Below are 20,848 nucleotides of genomic sequence, written 5' to 3' on the forward strand. Positions count from 1 at the left end.
GGGCTCCCCATGGCCGATCCGCGGATCATCGACATCGAGCTGGACGCGCGGACGATCATCCGCCGCAGCGACGACATTGAACGGGAGCGCCAGGTCGCGATCTTCGATCTGCTCGAGGCCAATCACTTCCAGCCGGCCGGCCACCACGGCCCGTTCCGCATCCTGCTTCGGATCGAGGACAACCGCCTGGCGATCGATCTCAAGGACGAGAACGGCGCCCCGCTTGAGACGATCCGCCTCGGCCTCGCCCGCTTCAAGCGCCCGATCCGCGACTATTTCGCGATCTGCGAGAGCTACTTCAAGGCGGTGCGCAGCGACACCGCCAAGGGCATTGAGACGATCGACATGGCCCGCCGCGGCATCCACAACGAGGCCGCCGAGCTCCTCCAGGAATGCCTGAAGGACAGGATCGAAATGGACTTCGACACCGCGCGCCGCCTCTTCACCCTGATCTGCGTCCTTCACATAAAGTGATCAGGTCGCCATGCTCCCGGCATGGCTTCGAACTGCCGGGGGCAGTTCGAACCTGATCATCCTCCCCGGCACGGGGAGGATTGGCGCGCCCCTTGCCCCCATCCCCGCCCCGCGCGACACTCCCTTTCGATGCGGACGCTGCGCCTCGCCCTTCTTCTCCTCCTCGCCGCTGCGCTGCTCGCGCTCGTCGCCTGGCGGCTGGCCATCCGCTGGCACCCGTCGGAGCGCACCTACCCGCTCCAGGGCATCGACGTCTCCCACCACCAGGGCGCGATCGACTGGACGGCGCTCCCCGCCCAGGGGGTCGATTTCGCCTATCTGAAGGCGAGCGAGGGCGGCGACCATCGCGACCGGCGCTTCCACGCCAACCGCCGCGGCGCCGCGGCGGCCGGCATTCCGCACGGCGCCTATCATTTCTTCACCCTCTGCCGCGGCGGCGCCGCGCAGGCGGCGAACTTTCTCGCCGCGATATCCGCCGATCCGACCCTGCTGCCGCCGGCGGTCGACCTCGAGTTCGGCGGCAATTGCGCCGCCCGCCCCGACCGCGCGGCGCTGCTGCGCGAGCTCGCCGCCTTCCTTGCCCCGGTCGAGGCGCGGACCGGCCGGCGGGCGATCCTCTACGTCACCGAGGAGTTTGAGGCGGCCTATCGGATCAGCGAAGCGAGCGACCGGCCGCTCTGGCTGCGCCGCCTGCTCCGCCGCCCCGCTTACGGCACGCGGCCGTGGCGGATCTGGCAGGCGTCGAGCTTCCGCGCGCTGCGCGGGATCGACGGCCGGGTCGACTGGAACGTCGTGGACGGGGCTTGCGGCCTCGCCGCCCTCGCCGCCCCTTGCCCGCCGGCCTCATCCGGAGGACACTCCGCCTCATGAGGTCCGCTCTCGCCCTGCTCGTCCCGCTCCTCCTCGCCGGCTGCGCCACCCGCGAGCCGCCGTTCGCGCCGGTCGCCCAGGTCGATTATACCGCGGTCGGCCACGATCCCTTCTGGATGGTGACGATCGGCGACGCTAGCATCGTCCTCACCCTCGGCGCCGAGGAGCCCGGCGGCCGCAAGAGCGACCTCCGCACCCACTCCGTCCCCCGCGTCCTCCCGCGCACCGACGGGACGGTGACCCGCTGGGAATCGGGCGAAGGCACCGCCGTGATCGCCATCGAGGCCCGCCACGGCCCCTGCACCGGCGCCCGCGGCCTGGTCTATCGCGAGCACGTCACGATCAGCCTCAGCGGCCGCCAGCTCACCGGCTGCGGCGGCCGCCTGGTCGGGCGGGGGATCTGAACAATCCTCCCCGCTTGCGGGGAGGGGGACCATGCGCAGCATGGTGGAGGGGGTTCCGAGACCCGCACTGCGCCGCCTTTGCTCTTCCGCGGGGCCCCAGCCCCCCTCCACCACGCGGTTGCGCCGCGCGGTCCCCCTCCCCGCGAACGGGGAGGATCCCTCCCCTTGCCTCCCGCCGCAATTCCCGCGAAGACCTCGGCCCATGAGCATCATGTCCGACCGCTGGATTCGCCAACAGGCCCTCGACCATGGAATGATCGAGCCGTTCGAGGACGGCCAGCGCCGCGAGGGGACGATCAGCTACGGCCTCTCGTCCTACGGCTATGACGCCCGCGTCGCCGACGAGTTCAAGATCTTCACCAATGTCGACAACGCCCTGGTCGACCCGAAGGACTTCGCCTCGAACAGCTTCGTCGACCGCAAGACCGACGTCTGCATCATCCCGCCGAACAGCTTCGCCCTCGCCCGCACGGTCGAATATTTCCGGGTGCCGCGCGACGTGCTCGTCATCTGCCTCGGCAAGTCGACCTATGCGCGCTGCGGGATCATCGTCAACGTGACCCCGCTCGAGCCCGGCTGGGAAGGCCATGTCACGCTCGAATTCTCGAACACGACGCCGCTCCCCGCCAAGATCTACGCCAACGAGGGCGCCTGCCAGTTCCTGTTCCTGCAGGGCAACGAGCCGTGCGAGACGAGCTATGCCGACCGCGCCGGCAAATACATGGGCCAGCGCGGCGTCACTCTGCCGCGGCTCTGAACCGGCGGGAGCATCGACATACGCCGGCGGGGGCGCTCCATATCCGCACGCCTTGGTCTCCGCTCGGCCCCGTCGCTCACGGAAAACGGATATCGCCCTGGTCGGAACTGACGTCGAAGAAACCCACGCCGTGTTTCGCCGCGAGACTTTCAGCTGCAAGATGGGCCGCCTCGACCTGTGACCAGGTGAACGCTGCATAGATAACCGACCGGCCGATCGAGTAATCGGTCAGCTTCGGGTTGTCGTAATCGTCCGATGCCAGTGGACCGTTGATCGGCGGAAAGGCTTCCGCAATCTCGGTGAACCAGCTGGCCAGCGCCGGGGTCGTGACCCTGGGGTCGTCATAGGAATGCCCCTCGTCCCACTGAACCTGCTCATGATACCAGCGCAGAAAGGCTTCGCGCTCGCGCGGCGCGGCCTCCGGATCGAACACCATCAGGTCGTAGCTCACCCGAACTTTCTGGCTCTTCACGATGCTGTTCGCAACGAGTGGTTCGCCAGCGCGACCCCGTAGGACCCCCAGCCGCCGTGCTGCTCCGCCGCCGAATTTCACGCGAAGGCGCGAAGAGCGCGAAGCCGCGAAGGCGTCGGCCCGCTGAAGGCGGTCGCATCGGCTGAAGACCTCGCGGAAGAAAGGCACGCTTCGCGTGCCCATAGCCTGCTGGCGCAGCGGGTACTCGCAGGCCCCACCGCCCCCGCAGACCCTTCGCGCCTTCCTTCTTCTTCGCGGCTTCGCGTGGAAATGCTGCCTACGGACCACATGGAGGCCCGATGGATAGCCGCAGCCGCCCCGCTAGCGCCCCTGGTGCCGGATGTTCCCCGGCCGGCCGCGCTTGCCCTGCATTCTCACCTTCTTGCCGTCGCCGCCGCCGCTCTTGCCCTCCCGGTCACCGCGCTTGCCGTCGCGGCGGATCGGCCGCCGCGCGCTGCCCGGGCCGCCGCGCTGGAAGCCGCGCGCCCCGCCGTCGGGGAGCTCGAAGCGCAGGCCCCCCGACACGGGGTTGGCCTCGACCAGCCTGAGCTTCAGCCTCTGGCCCGAGGCGAACTCGGTCTCGCTGTCCTCGCCGACCAGGGTCTGGCGGGCCTCGTCGTAGCGGAAATATTCGCTGCCCAGAGTGGAGACCGGCACCAGCCCGTCGCCGCCGAGCCCCTCGACCGTGGCGAAGAAGCCGAACGGCTGCACGCCGGTGATCCGGCAGTCGACCAGGTCGCCGACCCGTTCGGAGAGGTACGCGGCGACATAGCGGTCGAGCGTCTCGCGCTCCGCCTCCATCGCCCGCCGCTCCAGTTGCGAGATCAACTCGCCGGTGACCTCCATCGCCTCGAGGTCCTGGTCGGTGAGGCCGGTCTCGCGCGCCTCCGGTCCGAGATCGTAGGCGCGGACCAAAGAGCGGTGGACGATGAGGTCGGCATAGCGCCGGATCGGGCTGGTGAAATGGGCGTAGGAGCCGAGCGCCAGGCCGAAATGGCCGTGGTTCTCCGGCCCGTAATAGGCCTGGGTCTGGGTGCGCAGGATCTGCTCCATCACCTGCGGCTTGAAATCGGCCTCGCCGACCCGTTCGATGATGTGGTTGAAGGTCGACGGGCGGATCACCTGGCCCAGGGCGAACTCGATCTCGAAGGTCTTCAGATAGTCCTTCAGCGCGACCAGCTTCTCGCGGCTCGGCGGTTCGTGGTCGCGGTACATCACCGGCGCTTTCTTCGCCTCCAGCGCCTTGGCCGCCGCGACGTTGGCCGCGATCATGTAATCCTCGATCAGTTTGTGGGCGTCGAGCCGCTCGCGCGGCGCCACCGACAGGATCCGGCCCTTCTCGTCGAGCACCACCCGCCGCTCGGGCAGGTCGAGGTCGAGCGGCCCCCTTTTCTCGCGCGCCACGTACATCGCCCGCCAGCATTCCCACAAAGGCTTCAGCGTCGATTCGACCAGCGCCGGATCGACCGGGGGCGGCGCCGCAGCCGATGTAAGCTCGATCTCCGGCATCGAGCAGGGCGAGGAGGCGACCTCGACCCTCTCCCCGGCCTCGGCGCCCCCCCTGCCCTCGGCCGCATCGATCGCCGCCTGCGCGTCCTCATAGGCGATGTTGGCGGCGATCCGCACCCGGGCGCGGGAGAAGCGCCAGCGCTTCAATTCGCCGCTCTTCGCGACCTGGAGGTGGCAGACCAGCGACGCGCGGTCCTCGCCCTGCTTCAGCGAGCAGACGTGGGCGGAGAGCGTCTCGGGCAGCATCGGCACCACCCGGTCGGGGAAATAGACCGAATTGCCGCGCTTGCGCGCCTCCTTGTCGAGCGCCGAGCCGGGGCGGACGTAGAAACTGACGTCGGCGATCGCGACGATCGCCTTCCAGCCGCCGGCATTGGCCGGATCGTCGTCCGGCGCCGCCCACACCGCGTCGTCATGGTCCCGCGCGTCGGCCGGGTCGATCGCCACGATCGGGATGGACGTGAGGTCTTCCCGAGCGACCATTCCTCCCCGGTACGGGGAGGGGGACCGGCCGGTGCCGGAGGCGCCGGACGGTGGAGGGGCTGGCACCGCCTCATCATTCTGCGCTGCAGGCAAGGGCTCGAACTCACTGCCAGCCCCTCCCCCACTCGCCTGCGGCGAGCGGTCCCCCTCCCCGTGCCGGGGAGGAATTGAAGAGCCGCTCGGGTCAAGCGGCAGCCCCGCCACCCGTTCCGCTTCCTCGAGCACGCGGTCCGGGAATTCGTGCGGGATGCCATGCTTGTGGATCGCGATCAGGCTGAAGCTGCGCGGCGCGAACGGGTCACCGAGCACCTCCGACACCCGGGCGCTGATCCGCGGCGGCCTTCCCACTTTCTCGGCCAGCACCAGGTCGCCCGGCTCGGCTCTGCCGAGGTCGGAGATCGGCAGCTCGCGCCGCTCCTTCTTCTCGACCGGGCGCAGCCACAGGCTCTCCCCTTCCTGGTGGACGACGCCGAGCACCAGTTCCTCGCCGCGCGCCAGTTTCTTCATCGGGTGGGCGGCGTAGCCATTCCCCCGCGCCTCGGTGCGGGCGAGGATCCGGTCGCCGGGGCCGAGCGCCCCGCCCCTGCCCCCCTTGCCGGTCCGCTCGAGCACGCGGATCCGCGGCTCGGGCATGTCGCTCTCCCAGCGCTCGGGGACGGCCCAGATTTGGCCCTGGTCGTCGACGTCCTTGACCCGGAGCACGGTGACCTTCGGCACGCCGCCGGCCTGGTGGAAGGCGCGGCCCGGCGAGCCCTCGATCAGCCCCTCGTCGGCCATGTCGCGCAGCAGCACCTTCAGCGCCTGCTTGTCGTTGCCGGAGAGGCCGAAGGCGCGGGCGAGCTCGCGCTTGCCCGCCGGCTGGTCGCTCGACGCGATGAAATCGAGGATCTGCTGGCGGCTCGGGAGACCGCCTCTGTCTTTTCTAGCCATTCACGCTCTTGTTCGTTCGGGTCACTGCGCCGCGGTCGCGGGAGGGATGAAAGGGCGGAACGCACCACCGGGCACGGCGGATGCAACCGGGCTCTCGTAGCCCGAAGCGCTGACCGACGAGACGCCGAACACGAAATCGTCGACTCGCACCCCCTTCAGCACGGACCGCAGCCGGGTCGGCTGCGCCGGCGCATTCGCCGTCGCCGCGACCGGCGCGAGCAATTCGGCGCCGTGGGCGGCGTCGACCCGCAGGCTCTCCGTCCAGTTCGCTTGGTCGGTCGGCCGCCAGCGCACCACATAGGCCGCGGCGCCGCGCACCGGCTCCCAGGTCAGGGTGGTGTCGGTCGAGACCGCGCCTTCCGCGACCGGCGCGGGCGGCTGCGGCGCGCTCGCCAGCGCAGCCAGCGCCGCGACGTTCAGCTGGACGACCTTGCGCAAATACGGGAAGTCCATCTTGTCGATCGTGTCGCCATATTCGACGCCGTTCTCGACCCGCAGGTCCTGGTGCTGCCAATTGTAATTCTCGATCGCGACGCTGAACCGCACCGCCGGGAAGCCGAGGTTGAGCATCTCCGTATGATCGCCGCCGCGGCCGAAGCGGTCGTTGCGCCACACCTGGCGGACGTCGAGGCCGAGGCTGAGGTCGTCGGCGAGGCCGTCGACCCAGCGCGAGATGTTGCGCGACGGCGCGTCGTTCTCGCCGCCGAGGCTGCGCTGCGGCCCGCGCAGCGCCTCGCCGCCCTGCCAGCGCGGCCCCTCCGAGAAGACGCGGACGTGCGCCGCGTCGCACACCCCGTCCGAGCTGCATGAATTGCCGATGATGTCGTTGTTGAGGGCGGCGATCGCCTCCCAGCCCTGCGCCTTCGCGTAATCGGCGAGCACCTTGCCGCCGTACAGCCCCTGCTCCTCGCCGGACAGCGCGGCATAGACGATCGTGTAGGGGAATCTGTGCCGCGACAGCACCCGCGCCGCCTCGATCACCGCCGCGGTGCCCGAGCCGTCGTCGTTCGCGCCCGGCGCGTCGCGGGTCACGTCCATCACGTCCGAGACGCGGCTGTCGATATGGCCGGAGATGATCACCACCCTTTTCGGGTCGAGCGTTCCGCGCTGGATGGCGAGCACGTCGGCAACCTTGGTCGGCGTCGGGATGCGGCGGCCAGTGAAGATCTGGGACGGCGTCTCGACGGTGAGGCACCCGCCGCAGGCCTTGGCGTAGCGCCCGAACTCCGCCTCGGTCCATCGCAGCGCCGCCCCGATCCCCCGGGCGGGATCGGTCTGCGACGAGAGCGTGTGGCGGGTGCCGAACGAGACGAGCTTCTCGACGATCGCGCGGAGGCGGGCTTCCTCGACATTGTCGGCGATGGCGCGGGGGCTCGGCGGCGGGGTTGGGGCGGCGGAGACGGCGGTGGGGAGAAGAAGGGCGGCGGCGAGGAGGACGTGCTTCATGGCGCGGTCTGTGCGCCGGGCGGGGCGTGGTGGCAAGACTCCGCGGCCCTTGGAGGGCACAAGCTCGACGGGCGATTCGGGCGAGGATCGTGCGGCGGGTGCGCTCGAAGTGGCGCCATGCTGCGAGCCGGGGCCGGCGATCAGCGGCTCGCTTTCTCCTCGACGGATGCTTCAGCGCCAGCGGCGTTCCCGCGAAGCTCGCATATGCGGTTCGCGACCGCGATCGAACGGCTCGCCACCGCGCCGAACGGCAAGAAGGTCACCAGTAAGTCATCGCTGATCTGCATGTTGCCTCGAAAATCGGGGGCGGTTACTTGCTGAGCGTCGCAGTCCGGCGATCGGGAGGGTTCGAATGAGGATCGTGTTGGCAGCGGCTCTGGCGATGGTGCTCGCGATCGGGGGAGGAGCGGCGGCTCAGGGCATCGGAACGGCCGAGTACGAGCTGAAATACGCGCGAGAATATTACAGCTCGGGAGAATATGATCTGGCGGCGATGCGCGCCCGCCAGGCGCTTGGACTGGATCCCGAGAACGAAGAGGCCAAGGCACTCGTGATCGATGCCGAGGCGAAAGCGCAGGCCAAGGCCCGTGCGCGGGCTGCGGCTCAGGCGACCGGCACGACGCGACGCTCATCCGCCGCGAGCAACGGGAGCCGCGCAACGCGTCCGGCAAGCAGCGACAGCTGTCAGGCCGCGTTCGCCATTTGCTGGACCGCAGCGAACAGGGCAGGCGACTATGCGCGCCAGAACGCCTGCTTCACCCAACGAAATCAGTGTCAGGCGCGGTCCCGTCACTGACAGACTCCGCGACAGGGGGCGGTAGACCGTAAAGGGAATTTCGGTGCCAGTGCACTGAATGCACCAATTATGCAGCTCGACCTTCTGGTGACGCGAACCCGACCGCCGCTACTCCACCCGCCACACCACCTTCTGCACGTAGTAGGACCGCACCGGCTTGCCGTCCGCGCCCAGCGCCGGCTCGAGCTTCGCCCGCCTGGTAATGGCGCGGCAGGTGGTGTCGGCGAAGACGTCGGGGCTGGTCCGCGCCAGCACGTGGCAGCCGGAGACCTTGCCGTCGGTCTCGACGTCGAGCCGGAACTGCACGACGCCGTTGGCCCCGTCGCGCAGCGCGCCCGAAGGATAATCGGAGGGTCCCACCCAGCGGTACGGCGGGTTCGCGGGCCGGACGGGGCTCGCCAGCGCCGCCTGGACGGCCGGATCGTAACCCCAGCTCTTCACCAGCTCCGCCTCGCACAAACGGAGCTGCTCCAGCGGCTTGGCCAGCGAACCGAACGCCAGGCGGAACGGTTTCCTGCCCTGGAGCTTCACGGTCACGCCGGTCACGGCGGCTTCCTGCTGCGGCGATACTGAAGGCGCGACCTCGTCCGGCTCCGCGGGTCGCCAGCCGTCCAGCCGCAGCCACGAGATCAGCGACAGCGGCAGCGTGCCGGCCTTGCCATTCACCGTGCTCGTCTCGAACGGCGCGCCGCCAAGCCCGAAGTCGACCGACGCCTCGCTCCTCGGGCTCTCGCTCGCCAGCCTGCTGCCGTACAGGCTGAGGTCGAACCAGTCGCCAGGCTGGTAGCGGGTCAGGCGCATGGCCACCAGATCATCGCCGGTCCCGAACTGCGCCAGCAGATGGCAGGCATCGCGATCGTAATCGACCACCCACTTGCCGCTGCGCGTCAGCGCCGCCGGCGCGCTCTCCTTCGCCGCGGCCGGCACCGCGGCGAAGGAGAGCGCGCCCAGAATCAACTGCTTGAACATCACGACGCCCCCTTCATGCCCGCAGCGTCGATAGCGCAGGAAAAGAGGACCGCTCAACACCCGTCACGCGAGCGGGCCACCGGCGTCAGCCGCAGCTCCACTCGGCGCGATTGAGCTGGTCGAGCATGCGTTCGGCGCCGCGCGGCGTCGTCGCCATCTCGATGAACGTCCCGCCGCCCGCATTGGTGAGCTGGACCCTGACCTCGGCGGCACGGCCGAGCGGGCCGAGGAATCCGGGGCCGAGCGCCCGGAAGTCCGACGTCAGGCGCCGCGTCGTCGAATATCGGCCCTTGTCGACCGTCATATTCGGGACGTTGAGCTCGTGGGTCGTCGCGCCGTCCAGGATCACCCGCGTCTTGCCGAACCTGTCGCCGTCGCGGAACTCGGGGTGCATGATCTCGAACTCGCCGAGGCTGTAGGCGATTTTGCCGGCGGCGGAGCGGGTGAACTCGATCGTCGTGTAGAGATGGGCCGCGCCGCCGCCGTAGAGCTGGTGTTCGCGGAAGTGGCCGCGCGCGCTCCGGTCCGGCGCGACGGTGAGCGAGAGCCCGAGGACTCCGCCGATCCGGCAATAAATGCTGCCGTCGGGCAGGCGCTCGATCCCGGAGCGAGTCACCGGCGCCGCCGCCTGCCCGATCGCCATCGCCGCCAGCAGGACGAGTGCCTGTCCCAACATCATCATCTCCCCCAGAGTGGGCCGCAGTCTTGCAGCAAAGCACGGCGGGAGCAATGCGCCCCGCAACCGCGACGAGGGAGGAAGACAGGCTGGTGCGCCAATGGCCGGCGCCCGGTGCCACGGCATCCCAGGCGGGATCACTAATCGGGCGGTTAAGAGCAGGTTCACTCTGCCCCTCCCCCGGCTCAGCTCGCTCCAGCGCGACGAGCTCGATCTTCTACATCGGCCCCATCGCCTCGGGCACGCGCTTGCCCACTCGGGGTCGATGCGGTCCCGACACGGAGCGCCGGACCACTGGACAGGATCGTACGCCTGGATCACATTCCGTGGCAGAGGAGCCGAGACATGGTTCGAGCGACGTGGAGCGTGCTGACCGGGGCCTCCAGCCTTCTTGCCCTCACCGCCTGCGGGGCAAGCCGGGAGGCGGACCTCGCGAGCCCTGGCGACCGGACGACCAGCTGCCGCTCCGACGTTCATGGGCACGAGACGAGCGCTCCCGTTGCGGCAGCCGGAGTGCAGACCGCCGGCGCCGAGGACGTGGGCGCGCGCGTTCAGGCGATCCTCGTCAGATATCTCCACATTTCGCCGGAACTTGCGGTGAGCGCGCCGGACCTCGCGCAGGACGCGAACGCGGACAGCTGCGAGGTCGTCGAGGTCGTGATGGCGGTGGAAGAGGAATTCGGCATCGAGGTGCCCGACGACGCCGCGGAGCGGCTCCCCAATTACCAGGCGATCGTCGCCTACGTCGAAGCCAGGCTCAGGGAACGCGCCGCGACCTCCTGAGCGCCTCCGCGCCGGATCCCTTCGTCTTATCTGTGCGCCACCGCCGGAGGTCAGCCGGCCGCGCAGGCGCCAATGCTGAGATACCAGCGGCTCGCAGACTGGGATGCGCCGAGCTCGGACTGGTCGATGACGGCGGCGGACGTCAGGATCTTGCCGACGATAGCCTGGGCCGCCTCCGCCTCCGCGGTCCCCGGATCGGTCACGACCAGCAGGTTGCGCCCCTTCATTGCGGCACGCCACCCCGCCGTTTGCTGCGGCTGGATCGGGCGGAGCTGGACCCGGCCCAGGCGCACGCCAGGCGCAATCGGCCGGGTGGCGGCCGCCGGTCCCGCGAGCGCGATCGAGGCCGCCCGGGCGGTTGCATAATTCTCCGCCGCGCCTGCGCCGTCGCACCAGAAGACGTCCAGGTCCCAGCCGGTCGGCGCGCCTACCGTCAGCAGCTGGACGCGCCGCACCGCCACCTCGGACGGCATTGCAAAACTGCCCCCGTCGGCCTCGGGCAGGGCCTGCGAAAGGGCTCGGCTGGACTCGCGCGCCGCTTCCACGGCGGCCGGGGAGGCGCTCTCCGAGCTCAGCACCTTGTTGTATTCGGCAAGGCGCGCGGCGATCGTGTTGCGTTCCTGCAGCGCGCGTTCGAGCTGCTCCTGCGCGATCTCCAGCTTCTCCGCCTGGCGGACGCTGCGGACGAGCAGAAGCGTCGCCGCAATCAGCGAGAGGACGGCGAGCAATATGGCCGCCGCCACCACCGGGCGGCTGCGCTGGGCGCGTCGCTCCAGTTTCTCGAGCGTCTGGAGGACGAGCGCATTGTCGTTCGCGAGGGTGCTCATCAGGCGCCGCCCCGGTCGATCTCGGCCTTGACGATCTGGGCGATGAGCTTGTGACCCTCGTTGAAGAAATAGGCGATCCGGAGCATCGCGGCCGTCAGGAAGCCCGAAGCCCCGAAGAAGCTGGCAAGCAGCTCCCAACGCACTTCGGTTCTCGTGAACGCCTGGAGTGCAACGTAGAAGAGGAGCAGGAACGACGCCACGGCCGCCGCCATCGAAAGGTATCGATCGACGCGATAGAGCGCGTTCAGGTGCTCGAGCGCCTTCAGAGTGCGCCCCATCAAGTCCGATTCCATCGCCCCCGTCCGATCGAGCGAAACCGTCTTCCGACCGGGAGTTTCGCTGCGCGGATGAGGCTTGTCAATCGAAGGCACGAGGCGGCCCGCCACCCCGCTCCCTCGCTCATGCCCCAGAATTTCGGGGACACTATACTAATTGGTCCCCCCGCGGCCCGCGATCAGAGAATTTCGGGGACACTATACGAATTGGTCCCCCTGCGCCCCGAGATCAGCGCCCCGCCGCCCCACCCTTCCGCACGCGATCGGCGAGATGCGCGGCGATGGCGTCCCGGCAATGGGCCTTGATCAGCGTCCGCCGGCGCTCGTCCTCGAGCTCCTCCGGCGTCTTCGCATCCGTCTTCTCGACGAAGGTCAGGACGCTGTCCTCCGTGCCGAGTACCGAGACGTCGAACGCGGGCGCCGCGCCCTTTGCCGGCGCGCGCAGCTGCACCACCGCGATCAGCTGCACCGGCGTGTCGAGGCAGATCACCACGTTGTGCCCCCGGCGCGACCGCGCCGCCTTGCGGACATAGCCCTCCACCTCCTCGCGCGCCTCCCGATATCCCGGGTCCGACGGCAGGACCCAGGGCTTGGCCGCCGCGCCGGCCGTTTGGCGAGGGGGCGCGGCCCCTCCGGGCGCGACGAGCAGCAGGCCGAGCGTAGCGCCCGACAGATAGTTGAATAGTCTCCGCATGAACGCCGCTCCCCGATCACTGCGCGGCGAGGCTTGGCAGCGGCGATGCGGTGCGGTCGACCGCGATCGTCCGCGTCGCGGCCTGCGGCGACTGCGCTCGGCCCGCGGAGGCGGCGCGATCAACTCCCCGCCGCCGCCCGCTCCAGCGCGGCGATGTCGATCTTCTTCATCGTCATCATCGCCTCGAACACGCGCTTGGCCCGTTCCGGCTCGCCGTCCATCGCTTCGGCCAGGATGCGCGGGGTGATCTGCCAGGAGACGCCCCATTTGTCCTTGCACCAGCCGCACATGCTCTCCTGCCCGCCGTTCCCCGTGATCGCGTTCCAGTAGCGGTCGGTCTCCTCCTGGTCCTCGGTGATCACCTGGAAGGAGAAGGCCTCGCTCTGCTGGAAATGCGGCCCGCCGTTGAGGCCGAGGCAGTCGATGCCGAGCACGGTGAAGTTGACCGTCAGCGGCTCGCCCGCCTTGGCGGAAGGATTGTCGGCCGGCGCTGCGTGCACCTTGCCGACCGAGCTGTCCGGGAAGGTCTCGGCGTAGAATTGCGCCGCGGCCTCCGCGTCCTTCTCGTACCACAGGCAGACCAAAGCCTTGCTGCCGCTTTCCGTCGTGCGCGTCGCCATGGTCATGCTCCTCTCTTCGGCCCGACGAAGGCCAATGCCGCCCCGCCCGGATCGGTGACGCCGAGCGCGAACTCGCCGCCGGGGATCTCCTGCAGATCCTGGGTGACGATGCCGCCGTTCGCCTCGGCCGCCGCCTTCGCCGCCTGGATCTCCTCGACGCCGAACACGGGAAGCCAGTGCGAAGGCCCCGCGCGCACCGGGTTGACCGCGCCGATCGCGAGCCCCTCGTGCTCGATGAAGCGATAGTCGCCGGCCTCGCCCATCGGCATCGCCATGCCGGGGGTCCAGTCGAACAGCGCCGTGTAGAAGGCGAGCGCGCCCGCCGCGTCCCTGGTGTTGAGCTCGTTCCAGCGGCAGTGTCCCGCCTTCTGCGGATCGAACACGTCGCTCTGCGCATCCGGCTGGCCGGCGGGCGGCGTCGGCGCCATCACGTAGAAAGGCGCGCCCTGCGGATCGGCGAGCATCGCCATCCGGCCGACGCCGTCCATGCTGACCGGCGGCATCTGCACGCTTCCGCCGAGCTCTTGCGCCTCCGCCGCCGCGGCATCGACGTCCCCGACGTGGAAATAGGGCAGCCAGCCCGGCCTGGCGCCGCTGTCCCGCATGGCCGGGCTGAGCGTCAGCGCCCCGCCGGCATGGCCGCCGTCGGCGCGCCCGATCATCCCGTAGGTGACGCCGTTGGGCATCGCCTCGCCCGGCCCGATCTCCCACTTGAGCGTCGCCCGGTAGAAGGGCGCGACACTCAAAGGATCGGCCGTCATCAGCTCGTACCAGATCGGCATTCCGGCCATGGTCACCCCTCCTTTCAGACCAGCGGCGCGACGCCGCCGAACATCCTCTTGCCGTCGAACCTTGTCTCCCCGCCCGATACCGTCCTCCGCGGATCGGCCTCGCCGTCGCTGGGCATGTCTCTTCTCCCCCGGCCTGGTCAGGCGGCCTCGCCGATGTCGAGCGCGGCGAGCTGCGCCGCCAGCGCGGCCTGGAAGGCCGGCCGCGCCGTCCCGCGATCGCGATAGGCGGCGAGCCGCGCGTGGCCGGCGAGCAGCTCGGGCCCGCCGCCGCGCAGCGCCGAGACCATCGCGATGTCGGCGATCGAGAAGTCGCCGGCGATCCAGTCCCGTTCGCCCAGCGCCGCCTCGAGCCGGTCGAGCTTCTGGCCGATCGCCGTCAGCAATCCGGGCTTGCGCGCCTCGGCCCACGCCTCGCCGGCGGCGAACAGGGTGACGGTACCGAGCTCCATCAGCAGCGGCTCGACGCTGTTGAACGCCGCGAACAGCCAGCTCAGCACGTCGGCGCGGCCCTGGCCGCCGGCGGGCAGCAGCCGGCCGGCCCGCTCGGCGAGATGGACCAGGGTCGCGCCGCTCTCGAACAAATGGATGTCGCCGTCGCGCAGATGCGGCACCTGCCCCCAGGGCTGCTCGCCGAAATACCATTCCGGCCGGCGGACCGCGCTGATCAGCCGCTCGCGATAGCCGAGGCCCAGCTCCTCGCAGGCCCAGCGCGGGCGGAGGTCGCGGACGTAGCCGCGGGCGAAATCGGGCACCCAGTCGAACGCGGTGATCTCGATGGTCGCATCCTTGTCGATCATCATGGTCAGTTCCTCTCTCGAACGATCGGGAAGAGCGCCCGAAGGGCCGGGCTGCGCAGCCACAGGCCGCCCCACATGAACAGGGCGAGATAGATCCCGAACAATGTGTGGCTGAGCAGCGGGCTGCCGGCGCGGACGTGGGCCGCGATCGCGCCCCCGAGCAGCGCGGTCATCAGCACCGCGCCGAGCAGGCTGGTGCGCGGAAACAGGTAGAGCGCCAGCAAGGCGAGCTCGAGCAGGCCGATGGCCAGCGCGTGGCGGGCCGGCCAGCCCAGCGCCTCGAGCGTCTCGCCGGCGACTGGCATGCCCATCAGCTTCGGCGCGATCGAGGCGCCGAGCATGAACAAGGCGAACAGCGCGGAGAGGATGCGCCCGGTCCGGACGGAGGCCGTCGCGCCTGGGCGGCGATCCGCCGCGATCGGGCCCGGCCCGGCCGGAGTTGCGGATCTCGTCGCCATGATTCCTCTCCTCTTCCGGCCGGCCGCGCACCGCACGCCGACTCGTCCCTTGCCTTTCGTGCCGCAGATAGTTACCTAATGCAACTGTGAAGTTACCAAAGGAAACTACGCGTTGATCGCGCACGGCAAATGGTATGGCGACGCCTGCGGAACCGCCTTTGCGATGGAGCTGGTCGGCGAGCGCTGGTCGATGCTGATCCTGCGCGAGCTGATGCTCGGCGGCCGCCGCTTCTCCGACCTGCGCGCCGCTCTCCCCGGCCTCTCGGCCAAGGTGCTGACCGAGCGTCTCGCCGGGCTGGAGGAGGCCGGGCTGGTGACCCGGCGCAGGCTGCCGCCGCCGGCCGCGGTCCAGCTCTACGAGCTCACCGAATGGGGCTATTCGGCCGAGCCGGCGATCCGCGAGCTCGGCCGCTGGGCGGCGCGCTCCCCGGCGCACAACCCCCAGCTGCCGCTGTCGCCGGTCAGCTTCATGCTCTCGCTGCGCACGATGATCGACCGGGAGGCCGCCGCGGCGAGCGGCCTCGATCTCGAAATCGGCTTCACCCTCGCCGGCGAGAGCTTCCTCGCCGCGCTGCGCGGCGGCGAGCTGCCGGTCCGCCGCGCCGAGCCGGGGGAGACCTCGGGTGAGCTCCATTTCGAAGCCGAGATCGCCCTGCCCCTGCTGCGCCTGTTCTACGGCAAGCAGCCGCTCGACGAGGCCGAGCAGGCCGGCGTCCGCATCACCGGCGACCGCAACCTCGCCCGCCGCGTCATCGCCCTCTTCGCCTTGCCCCCGAAGATCGGCTGACGGGCGTCGAGGCCGCCGTCACCACGGATCGGATCAATCTGTCAGCCCTCTATCCGGCCTGCACGACCCGGCTCCCCTCCAGCCCTTGCTGGAAGGGCTGGGGGTGGCACTTGCTTTCTGCTTCCCAAGCTTGCCGGACCCACCTGCGCTGTTCCGGCGCCGCTCACCCCCGCCGCGTGAACAGCCGCCACAACCCCCTCGGCCTCGCCGCCGGCGCTGGCGTGGTCGCAGCCGCCGGCCCGGGCCCGGCCGCGGCGAAGGCGCCGCCGGTCCGCACCGCCAGCTCCTCGGTCACGTCCTTGTGGATGAAGGCATAGGCCCACATCAGCTCCATCCGGCAGGCGTCGCGCTTCATCTCCTTCGCCATCTTCAGCGCGATCGCGAACAGCAAGGCGACGGCGAGGGTGAACAGCAGGATCTGGATCGCGGCCGAGGCGGTGAGGATCGGGAACAGCAGCATGCCGGTCGCCAGGCCGAGCACGCTCGCCGCCAGCCAGTTGACCCCGATGTAGCCGTAGCTGCGCCGCCGCCGCGCCCATTCGATCAGGTGCGGCGGGGCATTGCTGTAATAGGCCCAGACGAACAGGGAATCGTCGTCGCGCACCGGTTCGAACACCGAGGAGAATTCCTTGGTGCCGCTGTGGAATTGCAACGTCCTCTGCTTGTCCTTCATCGTCTTCCTGATGTGATCGCCGACGATCAGCCGCGCATAATCGTCGAAATGCGCGCCCTTCTCGCGGCTGGCGGTCTCGTAGGCGGTGCGCCGCGAGGTCAGCACCAGCCCCTGGACGACCACGCCGATGATCGGCGAGATGCCGATCGCCAGCCAGCTCGCGTCACCGGCCCTGGCGAGAAGTTGCCGGAAGATCTCGACATCGCGCGGCGGCGCGGGCGCCGAGACGATGCACAGCAACGTGCAAGAACTCGCCATGGCGAGATAGATCACCGTGCCGGCGATGCAGCAGATCAGGAAGACGATCCCGGTCAGGGCATTGCGGATCAGGAAGTGCAGGTCACTTGGCATAGCGACTCCACGCCTTGCACCGGCGATGCTACGCGGCCGCGCGGCAGCCAGCAAGCTTTGCGCGGATGGCGGATGGCGCGCGCGACTGGCGATGGACTTGACCGGTGTCCCGGCGAAGATATGCGGCGCAAAGTCCCGCGCGGCGGCACCACCTTCCGCGGTTCAGCGCCCCGCGTCCCGCCGCTCCGAGCCGCCGAGCGCGGCGGCGGCGAGCCGCATCGCCCTGAGATAAGCGGCGGAGCTGCGCGGCACTTCGGTCCAAGCGCCGGCGCGCCCGCCGTGCACCTCTTCCCAGATTCGCGCGCCGAGGCGGTCGAGCTCGGCGCGCGTCGGCAGGACGGCGTCGCGCAGGCAGTGAATCAGCACCGGCTCCCGCCGCGCCCAGCCGCTCGGCTGCATCACACGCCCGCTCTCCGCTTCTCCACCCATCGCCGCCTCCTCGGCCCTTTGATGGCGAGCGCCGCGAAAGGTTCCCGGCCCCTCGAAGACTCCTCCTGCGGCGACGCCTGGGACAGGCGTGTGTGAACAATCCAGCCTCTGCGCCGGGTGGCCGCCGTTTCACGCGAAAACCGGGACGGTCGCCGGGACCGCGAAGCGGCATCAAACCGACCGATTGCGCAAGCACAACGGGCGGGAAAAAGCTCCGCTTGGCGATCTTCTTTCTTCTTCGTAACCTTCGCGTGAAACGGGCCTCCACCCGCGGCACGGACGCTCGCCGTGCACCCCCGCCGTCGGCGGCAAGCGCACCCCGTCGTGCCTTCGTGACCTTTCGTGACGTCGTGTAGAAATCAGACCCGAAGCCGCGCCGCCGCCTTCGCTACGCCGCCGCCGCCGTTTCGCGCGGAAACCGCGAAGATCGCCAGGACGTGAAACGGAGCGCACGCCCGCGACACGGACGTTTGCTGTGCGACTCGGCGCTTTCACGAGAGGCGGAGGCCGGACGGTCCCGAGCGATGCGAGGCGCCCGCGCCCTCCCTCTCCCGTGCCGCCACCTGTAGATTCCCCTGCCTTAGAAGGAGAGACCCGGGCGACGGCCTTTGAAGCGGACGCTATTCGCTACTTGCGAAAATCGCGACAATGTGCTAGAACGAAGCAGGAACATGGCTGCTCGATAGAAGTCGGAAGACTAGGCAGCCTCCCGTGGAGGCCATCATGACCGAGATGTCCGCAATTCGCTCCGACACCGGACGCTTCCCGCCCGGCCGCAGCGGCAATCCGGCCGGGCGGCCGCTCAGATCGCGCAACCGCGCGTCGCGGCTCGCCGAGTTGATCGACGAGGCGGAGAGCGCGGCGATCGTCCGGGCAATGGTCGACCGCGCGCTCGCCGGCGACGGCGCCGCGCTGCGCGCCTGCTTCACCCGCCTGCTGCCACGCCCGCGCGAGGCGGCGGTCGAGATCGACCTGCCGCCGGTCGCCTGCGCCGCGGACGTGTGCGAGGCGAGCACCGCCCTGATCGCCGCCGTCGCCTCCGGCGACATCAGCCCGCGCGAAGCGCAGCAGGTGATGCGCCTGCTCACCGCCCATCTGAAGCTCCTCGCCGCCGCCCGCGGCGAAGCCCCGGCCGCCGCGCCGCCGCCGAAGCCATCATCCCGGTACGAGGACCGGCTCGCCATGCCGCCCGATCCCGATCCCGGCAAAGGCGGCGCCTGTATTTCACCTGTTTCCGCAGGCGCGCCCCCGCCCGTTCCGGACGCGCCGGCGCAGGCGGCGCGGGTCTCACGATCGTCGCGCGACCGCACGAAGGACGCGAAGAGCGAAACCGGGGGCCGGCCCGAGGCGGCGGCGCCTCCCGATCGTCCTGGCGAGGCGAACCACGGGATCGTGACCCTGCCGCGCGGGCTCGCGCCCCGGGCCACCGCGCAGCGCCTGTATTTCGCCTGTTCTGAGCCGGGTCGAAGGGCCTGTTCGGCGCGGCCGGCAGCCCGGTCCTGTGGAGGCGAAGCCGGGCGCGTGCTGCCCGCTTCGACCGCGGCGCTGCACCTCCGGCCGGTCTTGTGCGTCTGCCCGGTGTCCGCCCGGGGTTATGTCCGCTGCCGCCCACCGCCGCCCGGCGGGCGCACCGCGCCGATCGGGGCGGACGAACCGGTCACCCGCCTTCCGGCATGCGGCTGACGGCGCGTTCCGGCCGTTCAGCCGCCGGCCTGCGCTCCGTGCGGCCGCGGGCTGGCGAAATGTTCGGTGGTGGTGGCGAAGCCCCAGCAATTCTTGGCGTTGAACTCGACCGCCTGCTGGCAGAAATCGGGGCTCGACGTCGCGCAGGCGTCGGTCAGCAGCACCGCGTTATAGTCGCGGAAGTAGGCGTCCTCCATCGTCGTGGTCACGCATTGATCTATGTTGACCCCGGCCAGATACAGAGTGTTGATCCCCTGGGTGCGCAGCACCTGGTCGAGATGCGTGCCGTAGAAGCCGCTCATCCGCACCTTCTCGATATGGACGTCGTCCTCGTCGATCAGCGGCTTGAGCTCGTCGACGATCGCGCCGCCCCACGAGCCCTGGGTCAGCACCGGGCCGTGCTCCAGATTCTCGCCGATGCCGGCCTGATCGGGCGCGTGCTTGAACGAATAGAGGGTCGGGGCGCCGAGGTTCCGGAGGTCGGGCCGGTTGTGCCAATAGACCCAGACCACCCACATGCCGTGGCGCCGCGCCGCCTCGATCGCGCGCTTCACGCCGGGGATCGCCGCCCGGCAGCGCCGGTAGTCGAGCCCCGACCGCTCGGTCCAGCCGCCCGGGGCGCAGAAATCGTTCTGCATGTCGATGACGACCAGGGCGCCGCGATCGAGGCTGTCCACGAACGGCTTGAGCTCGGCCTCGAAGCGCACCAGCCGCCCCTGCGGATGATGCGGCGCCAGGTGGACGTAATCGTCGTGGAGGTGCCAGCGGTCCGAGCCGGCGGCGAGCTGGATGCCGCCGTCTTCGGTGCTTGCGTAGATCGTCCGGTGTTGGGAGGGCATTCATGTCTCCAGCATGTGTCCGTCCGCGCCCAACGCGATTGCTGCGTCGAGGCTCCCCCCGCTGCGCCGCTCGGCGCAGCGCCGGTCGCATCGTCGGCTCCTGCCGTCACAATCGACACCCTTTTCCGCGTTCAAAGCCATCGAACCGGCACAGGGCTCCGCCAGACCCTCGCCCTCTTTCCGCCGACCGCACCCGAGGAGCGCGAACATGGACATGCCCGTCACCAATCCGAACCGAGCCCTGTGGGAGAAAGGCGATTTCACCCGCATCGCCGAGACCATGCGCGACAGCGGCGAGGCCTTCGTCGAAACGCTCGGCATCCGCCCCGGCATGGCCGTGCTCGATCTCGGCTGCGGCGACGGCACCACCGCCCTCCCCGCCGCCCGGCGCGGAGGCGAGGTGCTCGGCGTCGACATCGCGGCGAATCTGGTCGCCGCCGGCAATGCGCGCGCCCGCGCCGCCGGCCTGTCGAACCTCGCTTTCGAGCAGGGCGACGCCTGCGACCTCGGCGGGATCGAGGACGGCCGGTTCGATCTCGTCGTCAGCCTGTTCGGCGCGATGTTCGCCCCGCGCCCGCACGACGTGGCGCGCGAGATGGTGCGGGTGACGCGGCCGGGCGGCCGTATCGTCATGGGCAACTGGATCCCGGGCGATCCGACCCTGGTCGCGCAGATCCTCAAGGTCAGCGCTGCTTTCGCTCCGCCGCCGCCCGCCGGCTTCATCAGCCCGGTCACCTGGGGAGAAGAGGCGCAGGTCCGCGAGCGCTTTGCCGCCGCCGGCATTCCGCCCGCCGACATCGCGTTCGCGCGCGCCGAGTGGGTGTTCCGCATCCCCGGCCCGCCGTCGGCGCTGCTCGACATCTTCCGCAACTTCTACGGCCCGACCATGAACGCCTACGCCGCCGCGGCGAAGGACGGGCGCGAGGACGCGCTCCATGCCGAGCTGCTCGCGCTGTTCGAGGCGCAGAACCGCGCGACCGACGGCGGCACCGAGATCCCCGCCACCTTCCTCAAGGTGACGGTGCAGCGACGCTGACCGGGGGTCCGGCCGCAGC

25 protein-coding genes are annotated in these 20,848 nt (G+C 70.0%); 9 read left to right on the plus strand and 16 right to left on the minus strand.

Features of this window, described 5'->3' with window-relative positions:
- Window positions 1-9: 9 nt before the first annotated feature.
- The 4 genes from E2493_RS13190 to dcd all read left to right on the plus strand — a co-directional run bounded on the left by E2493_RS13190 (window position 10) and on the right by dcd (window position 2,505).
- Window positions 10-474 carry a UPF0262 family protein gene (locus E2493_RS13190; RefSeq protein WP_135087529.1) on the plus strand — a complete coding sequence of 155 codons (465 nt, stop codon included), beginning with the start codon at window positions 10-12 and terminating at the stop codon, window positions 472-474.
- Between the two features lie 129 nt (window positions 475-603).
- Complete coding sequence (locus E2493_RS13195; protein ID WP_135087531.1) at window positions 604-1,344, plus strand: GH25 family lysozyme; 741 nt, start codon at window positions 604-606, stop codon at window positions 1,342-1,344.
- Window positions 1,341-1,748: a hypothetical protein gene (locus E2493_RS13200; protein ID WP_135087533.1), complete on the plus strand. Its 408-nt coding sequence runs from the start codon at window positions 1,341-1,343 to the stop codon at window positions 1,746-1,748. Before E2493_RS13195 ends, E2493_RS13200 begins: the two co-directional genes overlap by 4 nt.
- 202 nt (window positions 1,749-1,950) lie before the next feature.
- Window positions 1,951-2,505 (plus strand): dCTP deaminase, encoded by a 555-nt coding sequence (gene dcd, locus E2493_RS13205; protein WP_135087535.1) that lies wholly within the window; start codon window positions 1,951-1,953, stop codon window positions 2,503-2,505.
- Between the two features lie 76 nt (window positions 2,506-2,581).
- Here the strand turns inward: dcd and E2493_RS13210 are convergent, their stop codons facing one another.
- The 4 genes from E2493_RS13210 to E2493_RS21270 form a co-directional block, all read right to left on the minus strand.
- Window positions 2,582-2,956 carry a hypothetical protein gene (locus E2493_RS13210; RefSeq protein ID WP_135087537.1) on the minus strand — a complete coding sequence of 125 codons (375 nt, stop codon included), beginning with the start codon at window positions 2,954-2,956 and terminating at the stop codon, window positions 2,582-2,584.
- 342 nt (window positions 2,957-3,298) lie between these two features.
- Window positions 3,299-5,899: a ribonuclease R family protein gene (locus E2493_RS21850; protein ID WP_225421459.1), complete on the minus strand. Its 2,601-nt coding sequence runs from the start codon at window positions 5,897-5,899 to the stop codon at window positions 3,299-3,301.
- Window positions 5,900-5,920: 21 nt separating this feature from the next.
- The gene (locus E2493_RS13225) at window positions 5,921-7,345 is read right to left on the minus strand and encodes a M28 family peptidase (protein WP_135087539.1); all 1,425 of its coding nucleotides are present in this window, start codon (window positions 7,343-7,345) and stop codon (window positions 5,921-5,923) included.
- 140 nt (window positions 7,346-7,485) lie between these two features.
- Entirely contained in the window at window positions 7,486-7,632 is a 147-nt protein-coding gene (locus tag E2493_RS21270; RefSeq protein ID WP_167737520.1) for a hypothetical protein, read from the minus strand.
- 95 nt (window positions 7,633-7,727) lie between these two features.
- On the opposite strand from E2493_RS21270, the gene E2493_RS13230 reads away from it, so the two are divergent.
- On the plus strand, window positions 7,728-8,141 hold the full coding sequence (locus E2493_RS13230) for a hypothetical protein (RefSeq protein WP_135087541.1): 414 nt from the start codon (window positions 7,728-7,730) through the stop codon (window positions 8,139-8,141).
- Window positions 8,142-8,249: 108 nt separating this feature from the next.
- On the opposite strand, the gene E2493_RS13235 is transcribed toward E2493_RS13230, so the two are convergent.
- A complete protein-coding gene (locus E2493_RS13235; protein WP_135087543.1) occupies window positions 8,250-9,110 on the minus strand; it encodes an energy transducer TonB in 861 nt (286 codons plus the stop codon).
- 85 nt (window positions 9,111-9,195) lie between these two features.
- The gene (locus E2493_RS13240) at window positions 9,196-9,786 is read right to left on the minus strand and encodes a hypothetical protein (protein WP_135087545.1); all 591 of its coding nucleotides are present in this window, start codon (window positions 9,784-9,786) and stop codon (window positions 9,196-9,198) included.
- 345 nt (window positions 9,787-10,131) lie between these two features.
- On the opposite strand from E2493_RS13240, the gene E2493_RS13245 reads away from it, so the two are divergent.
- A complete protein-coding gene (locus E2493_RS13245) occupies window positions 10,132-10,569 on the plus strand; it encodes a phosphopantetheine-binding protein (RefSeq protein WP_135087547.1) in 438 nt (145 codons plus the stop codon).
- A gap of 50 nt (window positions 10,570-10,619) precedes the next feature.
- Here the strand turns inward: E2493_RS13245 and E2493_RS13250 are convergent, their stop codons facing one another.
- From E2493_RS13250 to E2493_RS13280, 7 genes are all read right to left on the minus strand, one after another.
- The gene (locus E2493_RS13250; RefSeq protein WP_135087549.1) at window positions 10,620-11,396 is read right to left on the minus strand and encodes a hypothetical protein; all 777 of its coding nucleotides are present in this window, start codon (window positions 11,394-11,396) and stop codon (window positions 10,620-10,622) included.
- Window positions 11,396-11,782, minus strand: a complete 387-nt coding sequence (locus E2493_RS13255; RefSeq protein WP_135087551.1) for a hypothetical protein — start codon at window positions 11,780-11,782, stop codon at window positions 11,396-11,398. The genes E2493_RS13250 and E2493_RS13255 overlap by 1 nt, the downstream gene beginning before the upstream one ends.
- A 118-nt stretch (window positions 11,783-11,900) precedes the next feature.
- On the minus strand, window positions 11,901-12,365 hold the full coding sequence (locus E2493_RS13260; protein WP_135087553.1) for a hypothetical protein: 465 nt from the start codon (window positions 12,363-12,365) through the stop codon (window positions 11,901-11,903).
- A 119-nt stretch (window positions 12,366-12,484) separates the two neighbouring features.
- Window positions 12,485-12,991 carry a VOC family protein gene (locus E2493_RS13265; protein WP_225421460.1) on the minus strand — a complete coding sequence of 169 codons (507 nt, stop codon included), beginning with the start codon at window positions 12,989-12,991 and terminating at the stop codon, window positions 12,485-12,487.
- On the minus strand, window positions 12,988-13,776 hold the full coding sequence (locus E2493_RS13270) for a VOC family protein (RefSeq protein ID WP_135087557.1): 789 nt from the start codon (window positions 13,774-13,776) through the stop codon (window positions 12,988-12,990). The genes E2493_RS13265 and E2493_RS13270 overlap by 4 nt, the downstream gene beginning before the upstream one ends.
- A gap of 137 nt (window positions 13,777-13,913) precedes the next feature.
- Window positions 13,914-14,576: a glutathione S-transferase family protein gene (locus E2493_RS13275; protein ID WP_135087559.1), complete on the minus strand. Its 663-nt coding sequence runs from the start codon at window positions 14,574-14,576 to the stop codon at window positions 13,914-13,916.
- Window positions 14,577-14,578: 2 nt separating this feature from the next.
- Window positions 14,579-15,031, minus strand: coding sequence for a DoxX family protein (locus E2493_RS13280; protein ID WP_135087561.1), 453 nt, complete (start codon window positions 15,029-15,031; stop codon window positions 14,579-14,581).
- A gap of 112 nt (window positions 15,032-15,143) precedes the next feature.
- On the opposite strand from E2493_RS13280, the gene E2493_RS13285 reads away from it, so the two are divergent.
- Window positions 15,144-15,818, plus strand: a complete 675-nt coding sequence (locus E2493_RS13285) for a winged helix-turn-helix transcriptional regulator (protein WP_318531696.1) — start codon at window positions 15,144-15,146, stop codon at window positions 15,816-15,818.
- A 163-nt stretch (window positions 15,819-15,981) separates the two neighbouring features.
- Here the strand turns inward: E2493_RS13285 and E2493_RS13290 are convergent, their stop codons facing one another.
- Both E2493_RS13290 and E2493_RS13295 read right to left on the minus strand, forming a co-directional pair.
- The gene (locus E2493_RS13290) at window positions 15,982-16,842 is read right to left on the minus strand and encodes a hypothetical protein (protein WP_135087563.1); all 861 of its coding nucleotides are present in this window, start codon (window positions 16,840-16,842) and stop codon (window positions 15,982-15,984) included.
- Window positions 16,843-17,004: 162 nt separating this feature from the next.
- Window positions 17,005-17,271, minus strand: a complete 267-nt coding sequence (locus E2493_RS13295) for a hypothetical protein (protein ID WP_135087564.1) — start codon at window positions 17,269-17,271, stop codon at window positions 17,005-17,007.
- A 723-nt stretch (window positions 17,272-17,994) separates the two neighbouring features.
- Here E2493_RS13295 and E2493_RS13300 point away from each other — a divergent pair.
- On the plus strand, window positions 17,995-18,954 hold the full coding sequence (locus E2493_RS13300) for a DUF5681 domain-containing protein (RefSeq protein ID WP_135087566.1): 960 nt from the start codon (window positions 17,995-17,997) through the stop codon (window positions 18,952-18,954).
- A 17-nt stretch (window positions 18,955-18,971) separates the two neighbouring features.
- Here E2493_RS13300 and E2493_RS13305 read toward each other — a convergent pair whose 3' ends face one another.
- Window positions 18,972-19,793, minus strand: coding sequence for a cysteine hydrolase family protein (locus tag E2493_RS13305; protein WP_135087568.1), 822 nt, complete (start codon window positions 19,791-19,793; stop codon window positions 18,972-18,974).
- A gap of 208 nt (window positions 19,794-20,001) precedes the next feature.
- Here E2493_RS13305 and E2493_RS13310 point away from each other — a divergent pair, with 208 nt between their 5' ends.
- A complete protein-coding gene (locus E2493_RS13310; RefSeq protein WP_225421461.1) occupies window positions 20,002-20,829 on the plus strand; it encodes a class I SAM-dependent methyltransferase in 828 nt (275 codons plus the stop codon).
- Window positions 20,830-20,848 lie beyond the last annotated feature (19 nt).

It is taken from the genome of Sphingomonas parva (ex Maeng et al. 2020), from assembly GCF_004564275.1.
In the GTDB taxonomy this organism is placed as follows: Bacteria; Pseudomonadota; Alphaproteobacteria; order Sphingomonadales; family Sphingomonadaceae; genus Allosphingosinicella; species Allosphingosinicella parva.